At 45.2% G+C, this 17309-nt stretch carries 14 protein-coding genes; 9 read left to right on the top strand and 5 right to left on the bottom strand.

Annotation, left to right across the window (positions count from 1 at the left end; genetic code table 11):
- Positions 1-3 precede the first annotated feature (3 nt).
- From IJJ71_RS07440 to IJJ71_RS07450, 3 genes are all read right to left on the bottom strand, one after another.
- Positions 4-2274 carry a polysaccharide deacetylase family protein gene (locus IJJ71_RS07440; RefSeq protein ID WP_296846197.1) on the bottom strand — a complete coding sequence of 757 codons (2271 nt, stop codon included), beginning with the start codon at positions 2272-2274 and terminating at the stop codon, positions 4-6.
- 91 nt (positions 2275-2365) lie between these two features.
- The gene (locus tag IJJ71_RS07445) at positions 2366-2596 is read right to left on the bottom strand and encodes a zinc ribbon domain-containing protein (protein WP_296846198.1); all 231 of its coding nucleotides are present in this window, start codon (positions 2594-2596) and stop codon (positions 2366-2368) included.
- Positions 2597-2678: 82 nt separating this feature from the next.
- Positions 2679-3914 (bottom strand): peptidoglycan DD-metalloendopeptidase family protein, encoded by a 1236-nt coding sequence (locus IJJ71_RS07450; RefSeq protein ID WP_296846199.1) that lies wholly within the window; start codon positions 3912-3914, stop codon positions 2679-2681.
- A 562-nt stretch (positions 3915-4476) separates the two neighbouring features.
- Between IJJ71_RS07450 and IJJ71_RS07455 the strand changes: the two genes are divergently transcribed.
- The 5 genes from IJJ71_RS07455 (at position 4477) to IJJ71_RS07475 (ending at position 11317) form a co-directional block, all read left to right on the top strand.
- A complete protein-coding gene (locus tag IJJ71_RS07455) occupies positions 4477-5403 on the top strand; it encodes an Rpn family recombination-promoting nuclease/putative transposase (RefSeq protein WP_296846200.1) in 927 nt (308 codons plus the stop codon).
- A gap of 50 nt (positions 5404-5453) precedes the next feature.
- Positions 5454-5990, top strand: coding sequence for a signal peptidase I (gene lepB / locus IJJ71_RS07460; protein ID WP_296846201.1), 537 nt, complete (start codon positions 5454-5456; stop codon positions 5988-5990).
- Positions 5981-7855, top strand: a complete 1875-nt coding sequence (locus IJJ71_RS07465) for a penicillin-binding protein (protein WP_296846202.1) — start codon at positions 5981-5983, stop codon at positions 7853-7855. The genes lepB and IJJ71_RS07465 overlap by 10 nt, the downstream gene beginning before the upstream one ends.
- Positions 7836-9722, top strand: coding sequence for a motility associated factor glycosyltransferase family protein (locus IJJ71_RS07470; RefSeq protein WP_296846203.1), 1887 nt, complete (start codon positions 7836-7838; stop codon positions 9720-9722). The genes IJJ71_RS07465 and IJJ71_RS07470 overlap by 20 nt, the downstream gene beginning before the upstream one ends.
- A gap of 311 nt (positions 9723-10033) precedes the next feature.
- On the top strand, positions 10034-11317 hold the full coding sequence (locus IJJ71_RS07475) for an HD-GYP domain-containing protein (protein WP_296846204.1): 1284 nt from the start codon (positions 10034-10036) through the stop codon (positions 11315-11317).
- A 125-nt stretch (positions 11318-11442) separates the two neighbouring features.
- On the opposite strand, the gene IJJ71_RS07480 is transcribed toward IJJ71_RS07475, so the two are convergent.
- Together IJJ71_RS07480 and IJJ71_RS07485 are read right to left on the bottom strand one after the other, a co-directional pair.
- On the bottom strand, positions 11443-12207 hold the full coding sequence (locus IJJ71_RS07480) for an aldo/keto reductase (protein WP_296846205.1): 765 nt from the start codon (positions 12205-12207) through the stop codon (positions 11443-11445).
- 80 nt (positions 12208-12287) lie between these two features.
- On the bottom strand, positions 12288-13778 hold the full coding sequence (locus IJJ71_RS07485) for a glycine--tRNA ligase (protein ID WP_296846206.1): 1491 nt from the start codon (positions 13776-13778) through the stop codon (positions 12288-12290).
- A 251-nt stretch (positions 13779-14029) separates the two neighbouring features.
- On the opposite strand from IJJ71_RS07485, the gene IJJ71_RS07490 reads away from it, so the two are divergent.
- The 4 genes from IJJ71_RS07490 to IJJ71_RS07505 all read left to right on the top strand — a co-directional run bounded on the left by IJJ71_RS07490 (position 14030) and on the right by IJJ71_RS07505 (position 17275).
- Complete coding sequence (locus IJJ71_RS07490; RefSeq protein ID WP_296846207.1) at positions 14030-14683, top strand: TVP38/TMEM64 family protein; 654 nt, start codon at positions 14030-14032, stop codon at positions 14681-14683.
- A 20-nt stretch (positions 14684-14703) separates the two neighbouring features.
- The gene (locus tag IJJ71_RS07495) at positions 14704-15486 is read left to right on the top strand and encodes a CDP-alcohol phosphatidyltransferase family protein (RefSeq protein WP_296846208.1); all 783 of its coding nucleotides are present in this window, start codon (positions 14704-14706) and stop codon (positions 15484-15486) included.
- Positions 15487-15495: 9 nt separating this feature from the next.
- The gene (locus tag IJJ71_RS07500; protein ID WP_296846209.1) at positions 15496-16338 is read left to right on the top strand and encodes a phosphatidylserine decarboxylase; all 843 of its coding nucleotides are present in this window, start codon (positions 15496-15498) and stop codon (positions 16336-16338) included.
- Between the two features lie 100 nt (positions 16339-16438).
- Positions 16439-17275, top strand: a complete 837-nt coding sequence (locus tag IJJ71_RS07505; RefSeq protein WP_296846210.1) for an exodeoxyribonuclease III — start codon at positions 16439-16441, stop codon at positions 17273-17275.
- Positions 17276-17309 lie beyond the last annotated feature (34 nt).

Below are 17309 nucleotides of genomic sequence, written 5' to 3' on the forward strand. Positions count from 1 at the left end.
TTTTTATTTTATATTCCTGACCAGAGTAAAATCGTAGCCTAAATCCAAGAAGTTTCCAATCAGTAGCGATAGTTTTTCGTAAAGATAATCCGTGCGGGTTCCGTCAGAAATTCCGACATTAATCGGAATAATCATGTTCGGGGAAGCCGCATCGACATAGAGTTTGACCAAATCTTTTGCTCCAAGATACCATTTGTTGCCGTCCGCGGCCTTTTCGAGCGTGTAAGAGTCCAAGGAAAGCCGTCCTGCCTCAATGTAACGGTAGCCACTCGCCTCGCCAGCCTTTTTTATCTGCGCATTTGCCTTGTAAAAAGGAGCGTGCCACAAAAGCGAAAGTTCCCGCCCGGTCGCCGCATAAAATTCATCTTCATTACGAGCCAAACCACGGCGGATAAACTCTTCGTCAATGATAAAGCCCTTTTCGGTCAAATCAGCTGTAGAAAAATACATGGAGCAGCAGTCGTGCCCGCTTTCAATAATCTGCTTGCACTCCAATGGATAACGGCGGATAAATTCTCCGTTCAAAAAGAAAGTCGCCTTGATGTTATAGCTTGCAAGCACCGCAAGAATGTGCGTGAGTCCATCGGCTGTGTCCAAGGCATCGAAAACCAAAGCAATTTTTTTGCGCTCATCGCCAGGCTTCACAGTTTCCGGGTAAACAGCGTAAGAAGTGCCGCTCCCTGCAAAATTTCGGATATAAAGGGCGTTCTCAAAAAGCTTGTTGTCAGTCAGTCCCGTGTAAACACGATATTTTGCATTTTGAACCGCATAGACCGAAACTTCGGCTTTTTTCATGTACTCGAATGAAGTGCGGGAATCCTCGACACTCGCCTGCCACACATTTTTGAAAGAATCGTAGTCGTAAAAAGTTGCCTTGTTACTCGCGCTCTGTGCACAAACGATGTTCTCAGCATTCGGTTTCCAGAAAGCAGCCTGTGCCGCAGAAAGGAAAAGCACCCGGCCAGTGTTCGGGAATCGGTTGTTCTCAGCAAGCTTCCACTCGCGAACAGTGGATTCACCACCTACATATAGAAGAGAATTGCTTCCCCAGACATAAGAATAAACATTCTCGCCGGAAAGCCTGCCAAGCTCGAACCATGAGCCGAGATCGTAGATGTAAGCCATTTTTTGCGAAGCGAAGACAACCTTGCGGCCATCAGGAGAAAGAAGGGGGTGCGTTGCATTTTCGACGCGGTTAAGTTCCTTAAGCTCATCGGAAAGCCTGTAAACCGTGGAATTGCGCTTTCCGTCCTCAAGGCCAATTAAATTGACCCAGAGAATCTGACTTCCGTCCGTGCAGAAAAACACGTCATAATCAACAGGCGAGCCTTTGATGTCCTTGAAAGGCTTTGAATAAACGCTTGTAAGATAAGAAGAAGCCGTTCCGTTTACGCGGTAGCTTGAAATCACAGAATTTGAATTGATTGTTACAATCTGATTTATGAGCGGGTTGACCCAGAATTTATCTTTGCGGCCATCGAATCCGAGCGGTAGTCTGCCGATTACGATACCGATTCCGACCATCTGGGAATAAAGCGTGCGGGTGTAAAGCTCTTTCGCGCTGATTTTGTAGACTAAATCCCGGTTGATGTAAATGAGATATTTTGAAGAAGCCCATGTGACGCAGTTGATTGTGCCCTCGCCGATTTTGCGGAATTCTTCGTCCATCTGAACTTTTTGATAAACTGCCTTTGGGTCGCCGAAGTAAAGATTGCCCGCCTTTTCGTATACGAACACGCTTCCATCGCCAGCCCATTTTGCAGGAACTTCATCAAAATCGAAGTCACATTTGTCGTTGAGAAGAAATTCTTCGAGCGTGGACATATTTTTGAGATAAAGTTTTCCAGTGGCGGCATCAGTTTTTTTGACATAGCAGGCCCATTTTCCGTCGGGGCTTACGGCCTGCGGGAGCATCGCCTTTGCATCGGCAGGAATTGAATCTTCGCGGCTAATCCAGCTCAAAGTTGAATCGGCAACAGAATATCGCGCTGAGCCGTAGCGGTTCCTGACTTGAAGTACAGAGCCGCCCGCAAGCATTTCCATGCGCTCAGGAAAGCAGGTGATGATTTTGGTGGCATCGGTCTTTGTGGCATCAGCCAGAAAAAGTGTTTTATAAGGAATAGTTCCGCCAAGATTGTGACTCACGGTGAACAAAAACTTGCTGTCAGCATTTATCTGCGGATTTTCAAATTTGACCTGAGCAGCAAGGGAAGTGAGGAATGAGGAATTAGAAATGAGAAATGCTGATAATAAAAACGCAAACTTTCTGTTCATGCAATCCATTATATTGCCACACAGATTCGATTTTGCTACGCAAAACCACAAAACAGAGATTCCGTAGGAATCTCGAATCAGTGTGACTTTTTTATTTACCAAAGAAACCGTCTAAACCACGTTCAATTTCTTCGATTTTTGATTCGATTTTCTTTACTCGGGAAGAGCGGTCGCTGGCCTGCTTTTTTTCGAGCTGGCCAAAAACATTGTCGAGGACGGCTTTGTCGCTTGGTTCGGCGTTTTCTTTGCCGCACCACGGACAATACAAGAAATCACGCTCGATTGTCTTTCCGCAATGATTACAAACGCAAACAAAATCCATAAACGAACCTCTGACAAGTATTATATCACATAAAAACACGAATTTACACGATTTTTTTCTAATTCATGCAATTCGTGAAGTCTCATTTTTTCAAGAGCGAAAGCGGGTCAACAAGATTTCCGTTTTTGTAAACCGTGAAGTGCAGGTGCGGGCCTGTTGAATAGCCAGTTGAGCCGACCAGACCAATCTTCGTGTTGTGGTCAACTTCCTGTCCTTTTTTCGCCAGAGTCTGAGACATGTGTCCGTACAAGCTCTGATATCCGTTTCCGTGATTGATAATCACATAGTTTCCGAAGATGTTCGACCAGCCGACATACACAACTTTTCCGCTCATCGCAGCCTTAATCGGCGTGCCAGTCGGACAAGCCATGTCGATTCCAGTGTGATTTGAAGCAACGCCTGTAAACGGGTCTTTTCTCGGCCCGAATTTTGAGGTGAGCCTCCAGCTTGCTGTAATCGGATATGAGAAAAGCTCGCCCATAGCCTTTTTCAGCTCGCTTGCATCCATTTTCGCGCCAGGAATGAAAAGTTCACTTCCTTTTGAAAGAGTCTCGCTCGAAAGATCGTTCGCATCAAGAATTTCCTCGACACTCACATGATATTTTACTGAAAGAGAATTGAGCGTATCGCCGGCCTGAACTTTGTAAACCAAGCCGTCCACAGAAGGAATCCGTAATTTCTGCCCAGAACGAAGCGTGCGGACATTTGAAATATCGTTCACAGCAATCAGAGTCGAGATATTTGAAAGCCCGAATTTCCGTGAAATCGTGCTGATTGAATCTCCCGCGCGCACGGTGTAAGTCTGGAAAGTCACCGCCTCGCCGATTCCAACGCTCTGAGCCGTAAGAACCGAGCCGTCCTCAGCAAGAACATTTCCGTTTTCGTCAACTCTGTCCGACAATCCGACCATAGCAAAGCGTGACATCGCCCCGCTCAAAGCCTCAAATTCATAATTGGAACTTGCATCCAGGACAAGCGGAGCCGTGTGATTCTCAACAAAAGAAAGAAGATTGAAAATCGTGTACGGAACAAGCACGAAAACCGCAAAAAGCACTAAAATGGAGAGAATTTTTGTGATTCCAACAAAAGTAAACTGCCGCTCAGTTTTTGAGTATGCTTTGTCCAAAGCAATTGCAATCGCAGGCTGAGAAGCAAGAGACGGAGCAAAGCCAGTGTAGCTAGAAGAAGACACCGCCCCCTTAGAAGAATTTAAAACTCTATTTTTTGCGACATTTTTAGTCAGCCGAGGAATTGTAAAACTACCGGATGAACTTTTTTTAACGGCCGCCGATGAACCGACAAAACTAATTATCTCCATAAGTCTTTTATCGGCGAAAAAAAAGCGGAATTTAAGAAAATTAGAAGAAGTTATTCAGCCGGAATTTTGGGATAACAGCCCGCAATCTTAAGCACCGTAAAATAAATGGCCTCAGTCGCCGAGGCAATAGACGGAGCCGGAATTGCCAGCTTGAAAACGCGGTTCAAATAAGCGTCAAGCGCGGAAAGAGACTGTTTATTTGCATTTTGCTCGGTTTGCGCAGTTATAATATAATCTTAATAATACACCACAAAATCCATTCTGTCCAATTTTATGTGATAAATATAAGGGATGGGGGAGTTTTATTTTTGGGCGTGCCCCCGCTTTCGCGGGGTCGGGCCTTCCGCCATTTCGCTTTCGCTCCAGCCTCTTCCCTCGCTCGTCACTTCGTTCCTCACTCAGTCCAGTGGCCGCCTTCGGCGTGGCTCCACGCCCTCACGCAGCAGCAGACACAATTTTTTTTTGGATTTTTCCGACCAGTTTTCATTTACATTGCCAAAAATGCAAAAAATTTGGAAATACCTATATGTAAGAAATAAGGCTTACAAATACAGGAGTGTTTATGAAAAGAAATCAAGAAAACAACCAAAAGCGCGACTACAAAAGCTCGCTGTTCGTGAACATGTTCGGGCGCAATGTGAACGCGAAGGAGCATTTCCTTTCGCTCTACAACGCGATTCACGACACGGACTTCAAAATCGGCGAGGTGGAAATCAAGCCCGTCATGTTGGACAATGTGGTTTACAACAACATCGAGAATGATGTTTCGATGGAAATCAACGGCAGCATCGTCGTGCTCGCTGAGCACCAGAGCACGATAAACAACAACATGCCGTTCCGCTGCCTGGAGTACTTGGTCGCACACTACAACCGATTCTTCACCGACAACGACAAGTACAACACAAAGGAAATCAAGCTTCCCCGCCCTGAGTGTTATGTCTTCTACAACGGCGACGCGGCATATCCGCAGGAAAAAATCATGAAGCTTTCCGACGCGTTCAAGGATGTCAAGGAATCTACGGAGCTGAAAGCCTTGCCAGAATCCATCTCACTCGACCTGACAGTGAAAATCTACAACATCAACAAAGAGGCGAACCACCCGATTCTCAAAAAATGCGAGGCGTTACTTGCATATTCAAATTTTACGGAGTATGCTAGAATAGGAAAGAGGAAAGGTGAGAAGAACCCGCCGAAGTACGCGCTGGACAAGTGCAGGCAAGGCCCGTTGCTCACCGACTACTTCAACAATCTGAGCAAAGAGGAGCAGTCCATGATTTTCGGTGAATGGGACCAGGATAAGTTCATAGAAGTGCAGAAGCGGATTGCCGCAGAAGACGCAACGGAAGCAAACAAAATCGCCAACGCGAAGAATTTTCTTTCCTTGAATAAACTTTCTGATGAAGAAATTGCTCGTTGTTGCTCTCTCCCATTGGAGCAAGTTCTTGCACTCAAAGAAGAGCTTGCTTCTGAGTCTGTTACGGCAAAATAAGAAAATTGCGGTCTATCGTACAACCATTAAATTTTCGTTATAATATTTTCATGGAAAATCTTCCGGAGCGGGTGAAATTCTCCCGCCAAAACAAAATTCTCTGTCTCATCGTTTGTATCGGGCTTCTTTTTGGACTCATTCTCAAACTTTTCGTATTTGAAATTCTTACGGTTTCCGGCGAATCCATGTTCCCGGCTATCAATGACGGAGAGCGGCTTTTTGTTTCAAAATGTGCTTACGGACTCTGCGAGCCTTACGGTGAAAAACTTTTAGTCCAGTGGAAAGGCCCGGAGCGAGGAGATGTGGTCATCTACCTGTATAACAATAAAATAGTTGTAAAAAGATGTGTCGCGCTCGGTGGAGATAAACTAGAAATTTTAACAGATAGCGATTATAATTATATTTTAAAGGCAGGGGATTTTTCGATTCCTTTGAGTCAGAGTCAATATCTCAATCTCAAAGATTCTGCCAGCGTGCCTCAGGGCTACATTCTCGCAATCGGGGATAATCACGAAGTTTCGGTCGATTCCCGCACTTACGGTTTCGTCTCTGAGCGAAATATTCTTGGAAAGGTTTTATGCAAGTAAACGGCTACATCAAAAAAGGCCCTCTCATTTTTCTGATTGTCTGTGCAGTCCTCTTGTCGGCTTATGTCATCGTTGAATACGGATTTTTTGCTTTCACCGAGCCTCCTGCCCCACTCACGGAGCGTGCCGAAGTTCAGCGCGGCTCAATTCTTGACCGTAACGGAAAGGCACTGGCTGTTCCGGCCGCATTCTACGACTTTGGTGCATCTCCTCAGTCAATCAAAAACAAAGAAAATTTCGCAGAAGTCATAGCACCAATCATTGGCGAAAGTGAATCTTCAATTCTCTCGCTCATTTCCAAATCAGAAAACGCTTCATTCATCTACATCAAAAAAAATATTGACTCAAACACTTACGCTGAATTGCGCAAAGCCTGCTCTCACAACGGTTTTTCATCTGTCGTTAAATTTGACAAATTGCAAGGGCGTGTTTACCCGGAGAACGAACTTGCGAGTCAGCTGATTGGTTTTGTCGGCAAAGAAGGCAAAGGTCTAGCAGGAATCGAATATTCTATGGAAGACACTTTGTTTCCGCCGCAAAAAGAAGCCGGAAAAGTCGTTCAGGGCAAAAATATTTATCTCACAATCGACGCAAACTTGCAGTCCAATCTTGAAAAAATCGCACACGAAGCAATGGAAGACACTCAGGCCGAATCCATGATGCTGATTGCAGCCGAAGCGAAAACCGGCGAAGTGCTTTCTTACATCAGCTTGCCCTCCGCAAACCTCAACGACTTTTCAAGCGCGTCAAAAACCGAGCTTAAGAACAAGCCTGCGAGCGACAGTTACGAGCCAGGTTCAGTATTCAAGATTTTCTCGGTAGCCTCGTTCATTGACACTGGGGCTATCACCACAAAAGACATTTTCCTCTGCGACGGCATTTTCTCCAAAAAAACTGGCCGCGAGACAATCCGAATCACATGTCTTGACCATCACGGATGGGAAACAGCCCGCGAAGCACTCAAATATTCATGCAATGACGCGCTTGCCCAAATGAGCGAAAAAATTGACTCAGAGCCTTTTCTTGCCAAACTTCATCAGCTCGGATTCGGTGAAAAGCCTGGCACAGAAATCTCTGGCGAAACTCCGGGCGTTCTCAGGAATCCGAACGACCGCCTCTGGTCAGCACGCTCAAAACCAACCATTGCAATCGGCCAGGAAATCACAGTCAGCGCATTGCAGATGGTTCAGGCCGCAACAGCAATCGCAAACGACGGCGTGCCTGTCCAGCTCACTTTCGTCAATAAAATCACGGATTTTGAAGGCAAAGAAGAATTCGTTCATGTGCCGGTTTTGCGCGACAGGGTTTTTGCGAAATCAACCACGGACTACATTCTCGAATGTATGGAAACAGTTGCCACAAGCGGAACAGGCCACCGGGCAGACCTCAAAGACGTTTCTCTCGGCGTAAAAACAGGAACAGCCCAAATGGCAGACCCGAACACAGGCGCGTACTCAACAACGGATTTCGTTTCTAACTGTATGGCAATTTTCCCGATTGAAAACCCGGAAATCATTCTCTACATCGTAATCGAAAAGGCAAAGGGCGAAACTTACGCAGGCCGAATCGTAGCCCCTGTTATCGCAAAGGCCGCCGATGTAATAATTGACCATCTCGGTATGGCACGAGGAAAGGCTTCAAGCTTGGCTCATCCAGGCTCAGTCTCAATCGCAGGCACAAAGCCAATCGTCCTCGAAGGAACTGTACCTGATTTCCGTGGAGTCTCAAAAAGGCAGCTTCTTCCATTATTGAATTACAGAAATATCACGATAAAAATCAACGGTGACGGCTGGGTTAAAAATCAGGAGCCTCCGGCAGGAACGCCAATCACGGAGAACATGGAAATTGAACTCTATCTGGAATAAAAATCTCCGTCTTTTCATGAGCCGTTTCCCAGGCTTAGCGAAAATGTTCTCGCTTCAAACTGAATCTGACATACCAGACGACATTCCACAGCATCTTCTTGCACCGATTGAAATTCTTCCGTCAAAATCAAATTGCCCCACGGCAAAAGAAGGCGGAAAATTTCTTCACTCGGCATACAATCCGCTCCGTGAAGCAGAACAGGCGGCAAAAGCGGCAAAATCTTCTGTTCCAGATTGTTCTGGATGCACTTTTTTCTCATGCGGACTTGGCTATGCTCCGATTTCCTATGCGAATCTTTTTCCGAACGACACCATTATAATAGTAGAAAGTGATCCGCGATACTTTTTTACGGCACTTTCTCTCGTTGACTGGGAACCGCTTTTCAAGCACGCAAATTTCATCATTGCGCTCGGAACAGGAATCGACAGCGTTGTGAGCCTGATTGAGCACACGGCAGGGCTTAAGCACACGGCAATTTCCGAAAATGCCGCGCAAAACCAGCACGCCGCCGACTACTTTCAGGCACTCCGCTCGCTTATTGAACGAAACAAACGAAAAGTCGAAATAAACGCTTCCACGCTCGAAAAATTCTCAAAGCTCTGGCTCAAAAACACTTGCCGGAACCTTCATTTTCTTGCAGAGACTGACGGCGTGAATATTTACAAAGATTCTTGCCCAAAAGATTTACCGTGCGTAATTCTAGCGGCCGGTCCAACTCTCGAAGAAGCTCTGCCCCATCTTGCAGAATTAAAAAAACGCGCAATTTTAATCGCTGTGGACACGGCTTTGCGAGCCTGTTTGCGAGCCGGAGTCGTGCCGGATTTTGTAATTCTCGCTGACCCGCAGTATTACGCTTACCGCCACATCGCAGGCCTCGAAAGCCCTTCCAGCATCCTGATTACAGAAAGCGCGGCTTATCCCGCAGTTTTCCGCTTTAAATGCAAAAAAATCGTCATGTGCGCTTCTCTTTTCCCGCTTGGGCAATACATCGAAAAGCAAATCGGCAGCAAGGGAGAGCTTGTTGCGGGAGGCTCAGTCTCAACGACAGCATGGGATTTCGCGCGTTTTATCGGAGCAAAAGAAATTTTCTGCGCGGGGCTGGACTTGGGCTACCCAAGATTGCAGACTCACATCAAAGGCTCAACTTTCGAGGAAGCGATTCACACAAAATCCACTAGGCTTTCCACCGCTGAAAAACTCGGCTCGCAGATTCTTTTTGGAGCAGGCATGAGCCGGGAATCAGACTACGAAGGACAGCCAATTCTGACCGACAGCAAAATGAAAATGTTCGCCTGGTGGTTTGAAAGCAAGCAAGAAGAATTCAAAAACTCAATAAAAAGCTACACTCTCTCAAAAAAATCACTGAAAATCCCAGGATTTCAGGTCGCAAGCCTGGACGCAATTCTCAACCAGAACGAAAAATCCGAGCAAAAAGAAAGATTTTTGAACTTAGCTCACAGGGGCGTTGCGGGGATGTGCCCCGCTGATAGGGGTATCAGTGCAACGGAGTGCACTGTAGGGGGAAGGCTTTCCCCCTCTCCCTTCACCACAGCCCTCACAAATCTCAAATCTGGGCTTGAAGAACTTTACGCCACCGCAAAAAAAGGATTCCGGCTCGCTGATGACGGCATAAAATCCGCTCTTCCGGCAAAGTTCCTTCCTGAGCTAGAAAAAATCGACTCAAAAATCCTGCACTCCGAGTACAAGGAAATCGCCTCGCTGGTGTTCCCGACAGAAAAACGCCTCTCTGAGCTTTTCCAAAATCTCCCGCCAATGAACAACGAAATCAAAGAGTCTCTGCAAAAATCCCGCCTGATTTACAAAGAATTAATGTCGGGCATCGCACAGTATCAAAAATATCTGTAAACGCAACTTTTTTCTAAAGTCCGTCGCACAAAAGGCCGAAAATAATAATGTACCGCGCAGTACAGGATGTGTTCTGACTTTAGGACACAACATCCAGACACCCTGTACCGTGACAAATGAAAGAAACTTGTAGCTGTGAAATGCAAGTGGACAACATTTATCGGTCTCCATGATTTTGAAAGACAAAGAGCGTGTAAGGCTTTTTGTCTTTTTTTTGCTTTCTCCCCCGCATCCATGCGGGGCATGTCCGTTTAATCGTTTCTATTCAAGTTTTTCACCTTTTCTGCCGATATTATGAACGGAGATATTATATGACTTCGTTTAATGTAGCAGAATTGAAGGATGGGCAACGATTTGGCGCACCGCTTATCCTCGACAAACATTTTATAGTCCTCGATAATAACATAGGTTTCTCAAAGGCATTGCAGTCTCGGCTCGTGGAATGGGGATTCAAAGCCCTCTATTCAGAATCAGAATCAGTTCAAGAGCCACAGAAAACAATCGTCTCGCCACAGCCTGAGCAAAGCGCATCTCCAGCTGCTGCCACGCAAAAATTCGAGACAGTTGACATTGACATCGAAACGCTCAACGAAGAATATAAAGACAAATCTGCCACACTAAACGCACATTTAAAAGAAGTCCTTGATGATATAAACCGCAAAATCCGCAATTTCCCGAACAAAGACCGCATGGAAAATGTAACGACGGTTTACAACGAGTTCCTGAACTACACTCAGCTTGTTTTCACAAGATATGTCACACATCAGGAAATGAAATTTGAAGAGCTTTCGGAGACAATCACTCTGCTCATCGAGTTCATCAAGAACAACAAGAACTATCTTCTCCGAATTCAGCCGACTGCCGAGCACAAACTGGACAAAAACTTCCTCACAAGCCATTGTCTTCGCTCAACGATAATCGCAATTGTTATCGCATTGCAAATCAACATGCCACCAAAAAAGATTGTCGAGCTTGGCGTTGCAGGATTGATTCACGAAATCGGACAGATTAAACTTCCGCCTCAGCTTTACCTTACGGACAAGCCGCTTTCACCACAGGCACGAAATCTTCTCGCAACGCACACCGTTCTCGGATTCAACATCGTGAAGGAACTGGGATTCTCTCTCGCAATTCAGGTTGGTCTTCTGGAGCATCACGAGCGTGAAAACGGTCAGGGTTATCCGCGACATCTTGAGGGAACAAAAATCTCAGCTTTCGGAAAAATTCTTTCGGTCGCATGCAGTTATGAGGCTATTACTTCTCCGCGTCTCTACAAAGAAGCAAGAAGCCTTTACGAGGCAACAATCGAAATGCTTCTCAACAGGAACAAACTTTACGATGAAGTCGTGATCAAGGCTTTGATTTCAGCCGTATCTCTTTTTCCTATCGGAACTTATGTCTATCTCGCAAACGGAAAAATCGGCCAGGTCGCAGAAAGCAATCCGAATGACCCGCGGCTCCCGATTGTAGAGCTTGTCGGCGAAAAGAACGAGCTTGGGAATCCAAAGACAATCATCACCGACAATGAAAAAAGCAAAATCGTGCGCGTCCTGAACAAAGAAGAGCTGAAAGGCGTTCAGGCGTACATTAAGTAATTAGAAATTAATTAAAGAACTGTTCGAACAAAAAATCCATCAATGGATTTTTTGATTCGTACGAGAATTTTTTCAAAAATTCTCTCTCTGCTTTTGTTCCGCATCCATGCGGAGTCTACTTGTTTTTAATTAAAGAACTGTCTTATCTTATCCGCTTCGGCGTAGAATTGTTCGTCTAGCCGGGGCGGATTTTTTGTGAAGTAGAGGATTTGCTGAAGTTCATCGGGATTTCTTGCTCCCCACAATGGAACTACATTTTCAAAAGGAAGGAAATAGCCGAGCGCGAGAGGAAGGTTTGTCAAAACGCCGCCGCACAAAGGCTGCCGCGCGATAAAACCTATGTCCTTTTCATAAAAACGCTTGGTAAGATTTTCAACGGCCTCGGAACAAAGCATGTTGAACGGAAACTGAATCGTCTCCCAGCCCGCATCGGAATAAAGAACACGCTCCGCAACATCAAGGTCTTCGGTAACAATACCGAAATGCCGCACAACGCCAGCAGACTTTAATTCAATCAATTTTTCAAGGATTTCCGTTCCGTCATTGATTTTTGGAAGATTCTCAGGATTTTCGAGCTGATAAAGGTCAATGTAGCCTGTTCCAAGATTACGAAGGCTGACATCAATATCGATTGCAAGCTCGCCACCATTTCGGGGAGAACTTTTTGTGGCGATGAACACATTTTCGCGCACATCGGCCAAAGCTTTTCCAAGGCGACGCTCGCTTTCCGGTGCTTTTGTTGAAGTATCGAAAAAGTTCACGCCGTCTTCATAAGCCATGCGAATCATCTGGAAAGCAGTCTCCGGGTCGTCAATCTCCCCGATTCCCTGCGCACCAAACGCCGTCCGAGAAACCAATAAATTAGACTTACCAAGCGCAATGTAGTCCATGAAAAAGTGAGGAGTGAGGAGTAAGGAGTGAGGAGTAGGATTTAACTCCTAACTCCTAATTCCTAACTTCTAACTCTTATTTACCTCTCTACAGGCTTGTAGTTTTTGATGGCTGCGAACAAGAATGTGTGAAGGTCCTCAATCTTCACTCTCTCCTGCTCCATGCTGTCACGGAAGCGGACTGTGACTGTACCGAAGTTGTTGTTTACTGAGCCGTCGTCGTTCTTTTCGTTGATTGTGTCGTAGTCAACTGTAACGCAGAACGGAGTTCCAACCTCATCCTGGCGGCGGTAGCGCTTACCTACAGTGCCAGAAACGTCGAAATCAGTTACGAAATCTTCTTTGAGCATGTGCTGGATTTCTTTTGCCTTTTCTGCAAGGCCGTCTTTCTTCATCAATGGAAGGACAGCAACTGTGATTGGTGCCAGCTTTGGATGCAGGTGAAGGACTGTTCGGTAGTCTTCTTTGCCGTCTTTTCCGACATTCTCTTCTTCGTAAGCTTCGCAAAGGAACATGAGGAAGTTGCGGTTAAGACCGGCAGAAGTTTCGATTACGTAAGGAATAAACTTTTTGTTTCCGTCTTCCTGATCGATGTAGCTCATGTCCTTTTTTGAGTATTCCTGATGCTGGCTCAAATCGAAGTCTGTGCGGGAGTGGATACCCTCAACCTCTTCAAAGCCAATCGGGAAGTTGTATGTAACGTCGTAAGCGTCTTTTGCATAATGAGCCAGCTTGTCATGGTGATGCCATTTGAGGTTCTTCTCGGCAATACCGTATTTGAGGTAGAAGTTCCAGCGATCCTGACGCCATCGCTCGAAAGTCTCGTCCTCAGTGCCCGGCTTACAGAAATATTCCATTTCCATCTGCTCGAATTCGCAAGTGCGGAAAATGAAGTTCTTGAAGATGATTTCGTTTCGGAATGATTTACCAACCTGAGCAACACCGAAAGGAACCTTCATGCGGTTTGACTGAACGATACTCTTGAAATCAGTGAAAATACCCTGGCAAGTCTCCGGGCGGAGATAGATAAGGTGTGATTCGTCTGCGATTGGTCCCTGATATGTTTTGAACATGAGGTTGAATTCGCGGACAGCTGTGTATTTGCGGTTCTCGCTCTTACATGTCGGACAGTTGATGTTGGCATCGATAAAAGCCTTCATTTCTTCGTGAGTCATTGTATCAACTGGCTTTCCAGGATTTTTGTCTGGATTTGCGGCAACAAAATCCTCAATCAATTTATCTGCACGGTGGCGAGCCTGACATTCAAGACAGTCAACCATTGGATCTGAGAAGTGGTCAACGTGACCAGAAGCCTTCCATGTGGTGTGGTGCTGGAAAATTGCAGAATCCAAGCCTACGACATCATCGTGAAGCTGAGTCATTTCCTTCCACCAAGCGTTCTGGATATTGCGCTTGAAGTCTACACCCAAAGGACCGTAATCCCATGCGCCTGCCTGACCGCCATAAATTTCTGATGCCTGATAAACAAAACCGCGTCGCTTGCAGAGCGAAATGATTTTGTCCAAAGTACATGCGTGTGGGTCAGCCACAACCTTTTCATTTTTTGCCATTTTTTTCTCCTTAAACCTTCGCGGTAGCGATGTTGCACGGATGCAACAAATGGCAAGTTTTTTCGTAAGGAAAAACTTGGCCACATAAAAATTACACGGAGGTAATTTTTATGTGCTACTCCTTCAATCCACCCCTGGCGTGGAGCAGACGGATATAAAATAATTGAAGCAATTTTAACATAAATCAGATTTTCCTACAATAATATAGAACAAAGCAGAATTTTTTGTTATAATTAATTCCGGATTTTTTAATGGAACACAAGATTCAAGAAAAAGCGAGCGTGCTCATCGAACATAAAAAAGAGCAGGCAATTGACATAATCGAAACAAAAACAAGCCTTCTCAAAAAACTTTTCTGCATCGCACTCGCAATTACAGTTCTTGGTGGCGGGGTATGGTTCTTTCACGAATATAGAACAGGCACATTCCGCGACGTTGAATCCTTTAAGATTTTCATCAATTCTTTCGGCGTTTTAGGCCCCATCCTTCTCACGGTTTTTCAGTGTGTCAAAACAGTCTATGCCGTCATTCCAAGCACTCTCGGCTGCATCGTCGGCCCTACTCTTTTCGGTCCGTGGGTCGGCATCATCTGCAATTACATCGGAATCTGCACAGGCTCTTTCCTCGCATTCGCACTGTCACGCAAATTCGGGGTCACGCTCGTAAAACAGATTTTCTCCGAGAAGAAATACAAACGATACATCAAAAAAATGGAAAAATGGCACCGAAGCTACCCTGTTTTTTTGTGGATTGCGATTTTTCTTCCAATCTCTCCAGACGACTTTTTGTGCTACTTCACAGGCCTTACAGAAATGAAATTCAAAAAGTTCGCCATCATAATTCTTACATCAAAACCATTCACAATCATCACTTACGGCTTGATTTTTGGCTATGGTTTCAATTAGTATTTAATAGAAGGTAAAAAATGGATAAAAAACAACTTCATTTGCTTGGTGTTTACAATTACACGGTCATTCTCACTTATGTCGGAATGCTTTTCGCTTTCGCCGGAATCCACTTCGTTTTCTCGAACAATGACCGGAGCTTCATTCTTGCCCTGCTCTGTCTTATGGTAGCAGGTCTGATGGACATGTTTGACGGCAAGGTTGCCTCAACTAAAAAAGACCGCACTCCATCTGAAAAACTTTTCGGAATCCAGATTGACTCAATGGCCGACATCATCAGCTACGGAGTTTTTCCATCGCTCATCGTTTACAAGCTTGCAATCGGCGACAAACAATATCCTGTCGAGCATCCGTGGCAGGCACGAATCGTAATCTGCATCTGCGCACTTTATCTTTTATGCGCGCTCATCCGCCTTTCATATTTCAATGTTGACGAAATGGAGCGACAGAACAAAACTTCCGAAAGCCGCCACGAATACCGTGGCCTTCCTGTAACAAGCGTTGCAGTCGTCCTTCCGGCTGTATTCATCATTTCATATTTCATGGGAAATTCTCGCCCTCCAATCAACGCTGCGGCTATCCTTCTTCTTATCATGGCAATCGCTTTCGTCACCTCGTTCAAGCTGTTAAAGCCTCATTTCATCGGCAAATGCGTCTTGATTCTGGTTGGTCTTGTAGAGCTTGCGCTTCTTCTTTTGGGAAAAGCATATTGTGTTCCAACAGCCGAAAAGGATCCTTCAATTGTTTTTGAGAACAAGGCCACAATTCAGGAAATCGAAACTAAGACCGAAGAGGCTTTTTAAGGAATAAAAATGGCAGAAAACGCAAACGACAAGTCAGTTCAATTTCTTTACGGCACAAAAGGCGGGCGGGTGCTTCTTCACGCGATTCTTGCCCTTCGTGTTCCAAAATTGCTCGGAGTCGTCTTGCGCTCTCCTTTCTCACGTTTCTACATCAACAGTTTCGTCAAAAAGAATAAAATCGACATGACAGGCTTTGAAAACGCAAAATTCAAGTCTTTCAACGATTTTTTTACTCGCAAAAAAGAAATTTCCTTCGATGCAGAACTTTCACACTTAATCTCCCCGGCAGACAGCCTTCTTTCAGTTTACGAAATCACCGAGGATTCAAAATTCCACATCAAAGGCTTCGACTACACTCTCCAGGATTTTTTTGAGCCGGAACGATTCGGAACTTCACAGGAAGAAACAACAAAGCTTTTCAAAGGCGGATTGTGCCTCGTGTTCCGCTTGTGCGCGACTGACTATCACCGCTACTGCTATGTTGATAACGGCTCTCAGAACGGAAATCACTTCATTCAAGGCTCGCTTTACTCGGTTCAGCCACTGGCCGCCGAGAATTTCCGCTTGTACACAAAAAACCGCCGCTCATGGACAATCATGGACACCGAAAATTTCGGCAAAATCGCCCAGGTTGAGGTCGGTGCGTTCAGCGTAGGCGGAATCAAAAACAATCTCGAAACAGGTTCCTTCAAAAAAGGCGACGAAAAAGGCTATTTTGACCTTCACGGCTCAACAATCGTCCTTCTCATTCAAAAAGACAAAGTTCAGCTTCTCGAAGAAATCAAAAAAGTCACGGCCACAGGTCAGGAATACCGCGTAAAAATCGGCCAGTGCGTAGGTGAAAAGAAGTAAGGGCTGTCGCAATCAATAACTTTTACCGTAAAATCAATAATTTCTCTTAAAAAACAACGATAATATTCAAATTTTGGGAATTTTCTGCTATATTTTAAATATGAAAATTATCTCATGGAATGTAAATGGCATCCGAGCCGTAGAAAAAAAAGGCTTCACGGACTGGCTTTTGTCAAGCGATGCCGATGTAATTTGTATTCAGGAAACTAAGGCGCATCCGTCGCAGCTCACTCAGAATCTTCTTGCACCTGGCACCGAAGAGAATGTTCTTTTCCCGATTCCAGAAAAAGCTTCGGCTTCACCTGTCGCAGTAACGGACAGCACGGCCGCATACAAATCTTACTGGTCTTCCGCAAAAAAAGCCGGGTACTCAGGAACCGCAATCTACGCAAAAAAAATTCCTGACAAAGTTGAGCTTCTTGGAAATCCAGAATTTGACGATGAGGGGCGCGTTCTCTCAGCATATTTCGACAAAACTGTCGTAATTTCAGCATATTTTCCGAACAGCCAGGACAAGGGCGCACGGCTGGACTACAAGCTAGGATTCTGCAAGGCAATGTTCGAATATCTCAACAAACTCGTTCAGGGCGGCTACAATATCGTGCTCTGCGGTGACTACAACATCGCACACAAGCCAATCGATCTTGCAAATCCAAAGGCAAACGAAGGAAACGCCGGCTATCTTCCGGAAGAACGGGAATGGATGGAATTTTTCACCACGAACGGATTCGTTGACACATTCAGGAAATTCTGTGCCGAGCCAAAACAATATACATGGTGGAGCTACCGTTTTCATGCCCGCGAAAAGGACATAGGATGGCGCATCGACTATCAGTGCGTAAATCAGTCTTTTGCAGACAAAGTAAATTACAGCAAGATTTTAAAAGATGTAATGGGTTCAGACCATTGCCCGATTGAAATCGAAATTAAAGAATGACTTTTGAAAACTTCTTCATTATATTTATATCATC

Source organism: Treponema sp., assembly GCF_017430385.1.
Classification (GTDB): Bacteria; Spirochaetota; Spirochaetia; order Treponematales; family Treponemataceae; genus Treponema_D.

Bases quoted from the DNA above. Each gene is read 5' to 3' on its own strand.
- IJJ71_RS07440 (WP_296846197.1), bottom strand. From the start codon at position 2,274: ATGAACAGAAAGTTTGCGTTTTTATTATCAGCATTTCTCATTTCTAAT.
- IJJ71_RS07445 (WP_296846198.1), bottom strand. From the start codon at position 2,596: ATGGATTTTGTTTGCGTTTGTAATCATTGCGGAAAGACAATCGAGCGT.
- IJJ71_RS07450 (WP_296846199.1), bottom strand. From the start codon at position 3,914: ATGGAGATAATTAGTTTTGTCGGTTCATCGGCGGCCGTTAAAAAAAGT.
- IJJ71_RS07455 (WP_296846200.1), top strand. From the start codon at position 4,477: ATGAAAAGAAATCAAGAAAACAACCAAAAGCGCGACTACAAAAGCTCG.
- lepB (WP_296846201.1), top strand. From the start codon at position 5,454: ATGGAAAATCTTCCGGAGCGGGTGAAATTCTCCCGCCAAAACAAAATT.
- IJJ71_RS07465 (WP_296846202.1), top strand. From the start codon at position 5,981: ATGCAAGTAAACGGCTACATCAAAAAAGGCCCTCTCATTTTTCTGATT.
- IJJ71_RS07475 (WP_296846204.1), top strand. From the start codon at position 10,034: ATGACTTCGTTTAATGTAGCAGAATTGAAGGATGGGCAACGATTTGGC.
- IJJ71_RS07480 (WP_296846205.1), bottom strand. From the start codon at position 12,207: ATGGACTACATTGCGCTTGGTAAGTCTAATTTATTGGTTTCTCGGACG.
- IJJ71_RS07485 (WP_296846206.1), bottom strand. From the start codon at position 13,778: ATGGCAAAAAATGAAAAGGTTGTGGCTGACCCACACGCATGTACTTTG.
- IJJ71_RS07490 (WP_296846207.1), top strand. From the start codon at position 14,030: ATGGAACACAAGATTCAAGAAAAAGCGAGCGTGCTCATCGAACATAAA.
- IJJ71_RS07495 (WP_296846208.1), top strand. From the start codon at position 14,704: ATGGATAAAAAACAACTTCATTTGCTTGGTGTTTACAATTACACGGTC.
- IJJ71_RS07500 (WP_296846209.1), top strand. From the start codon at position 15,496: ATGGCAGAAAACGCAAACGACAAGTCAGTTCAATTTCTTTACGGCACA.
- IJJ71_RS07505 (WP_296846210.1), top strand. From the start codon at position 16,439: ATGAAAATTATCTCATGGAATGTAAATGGCATCCGAGCCGTAGAAAAA.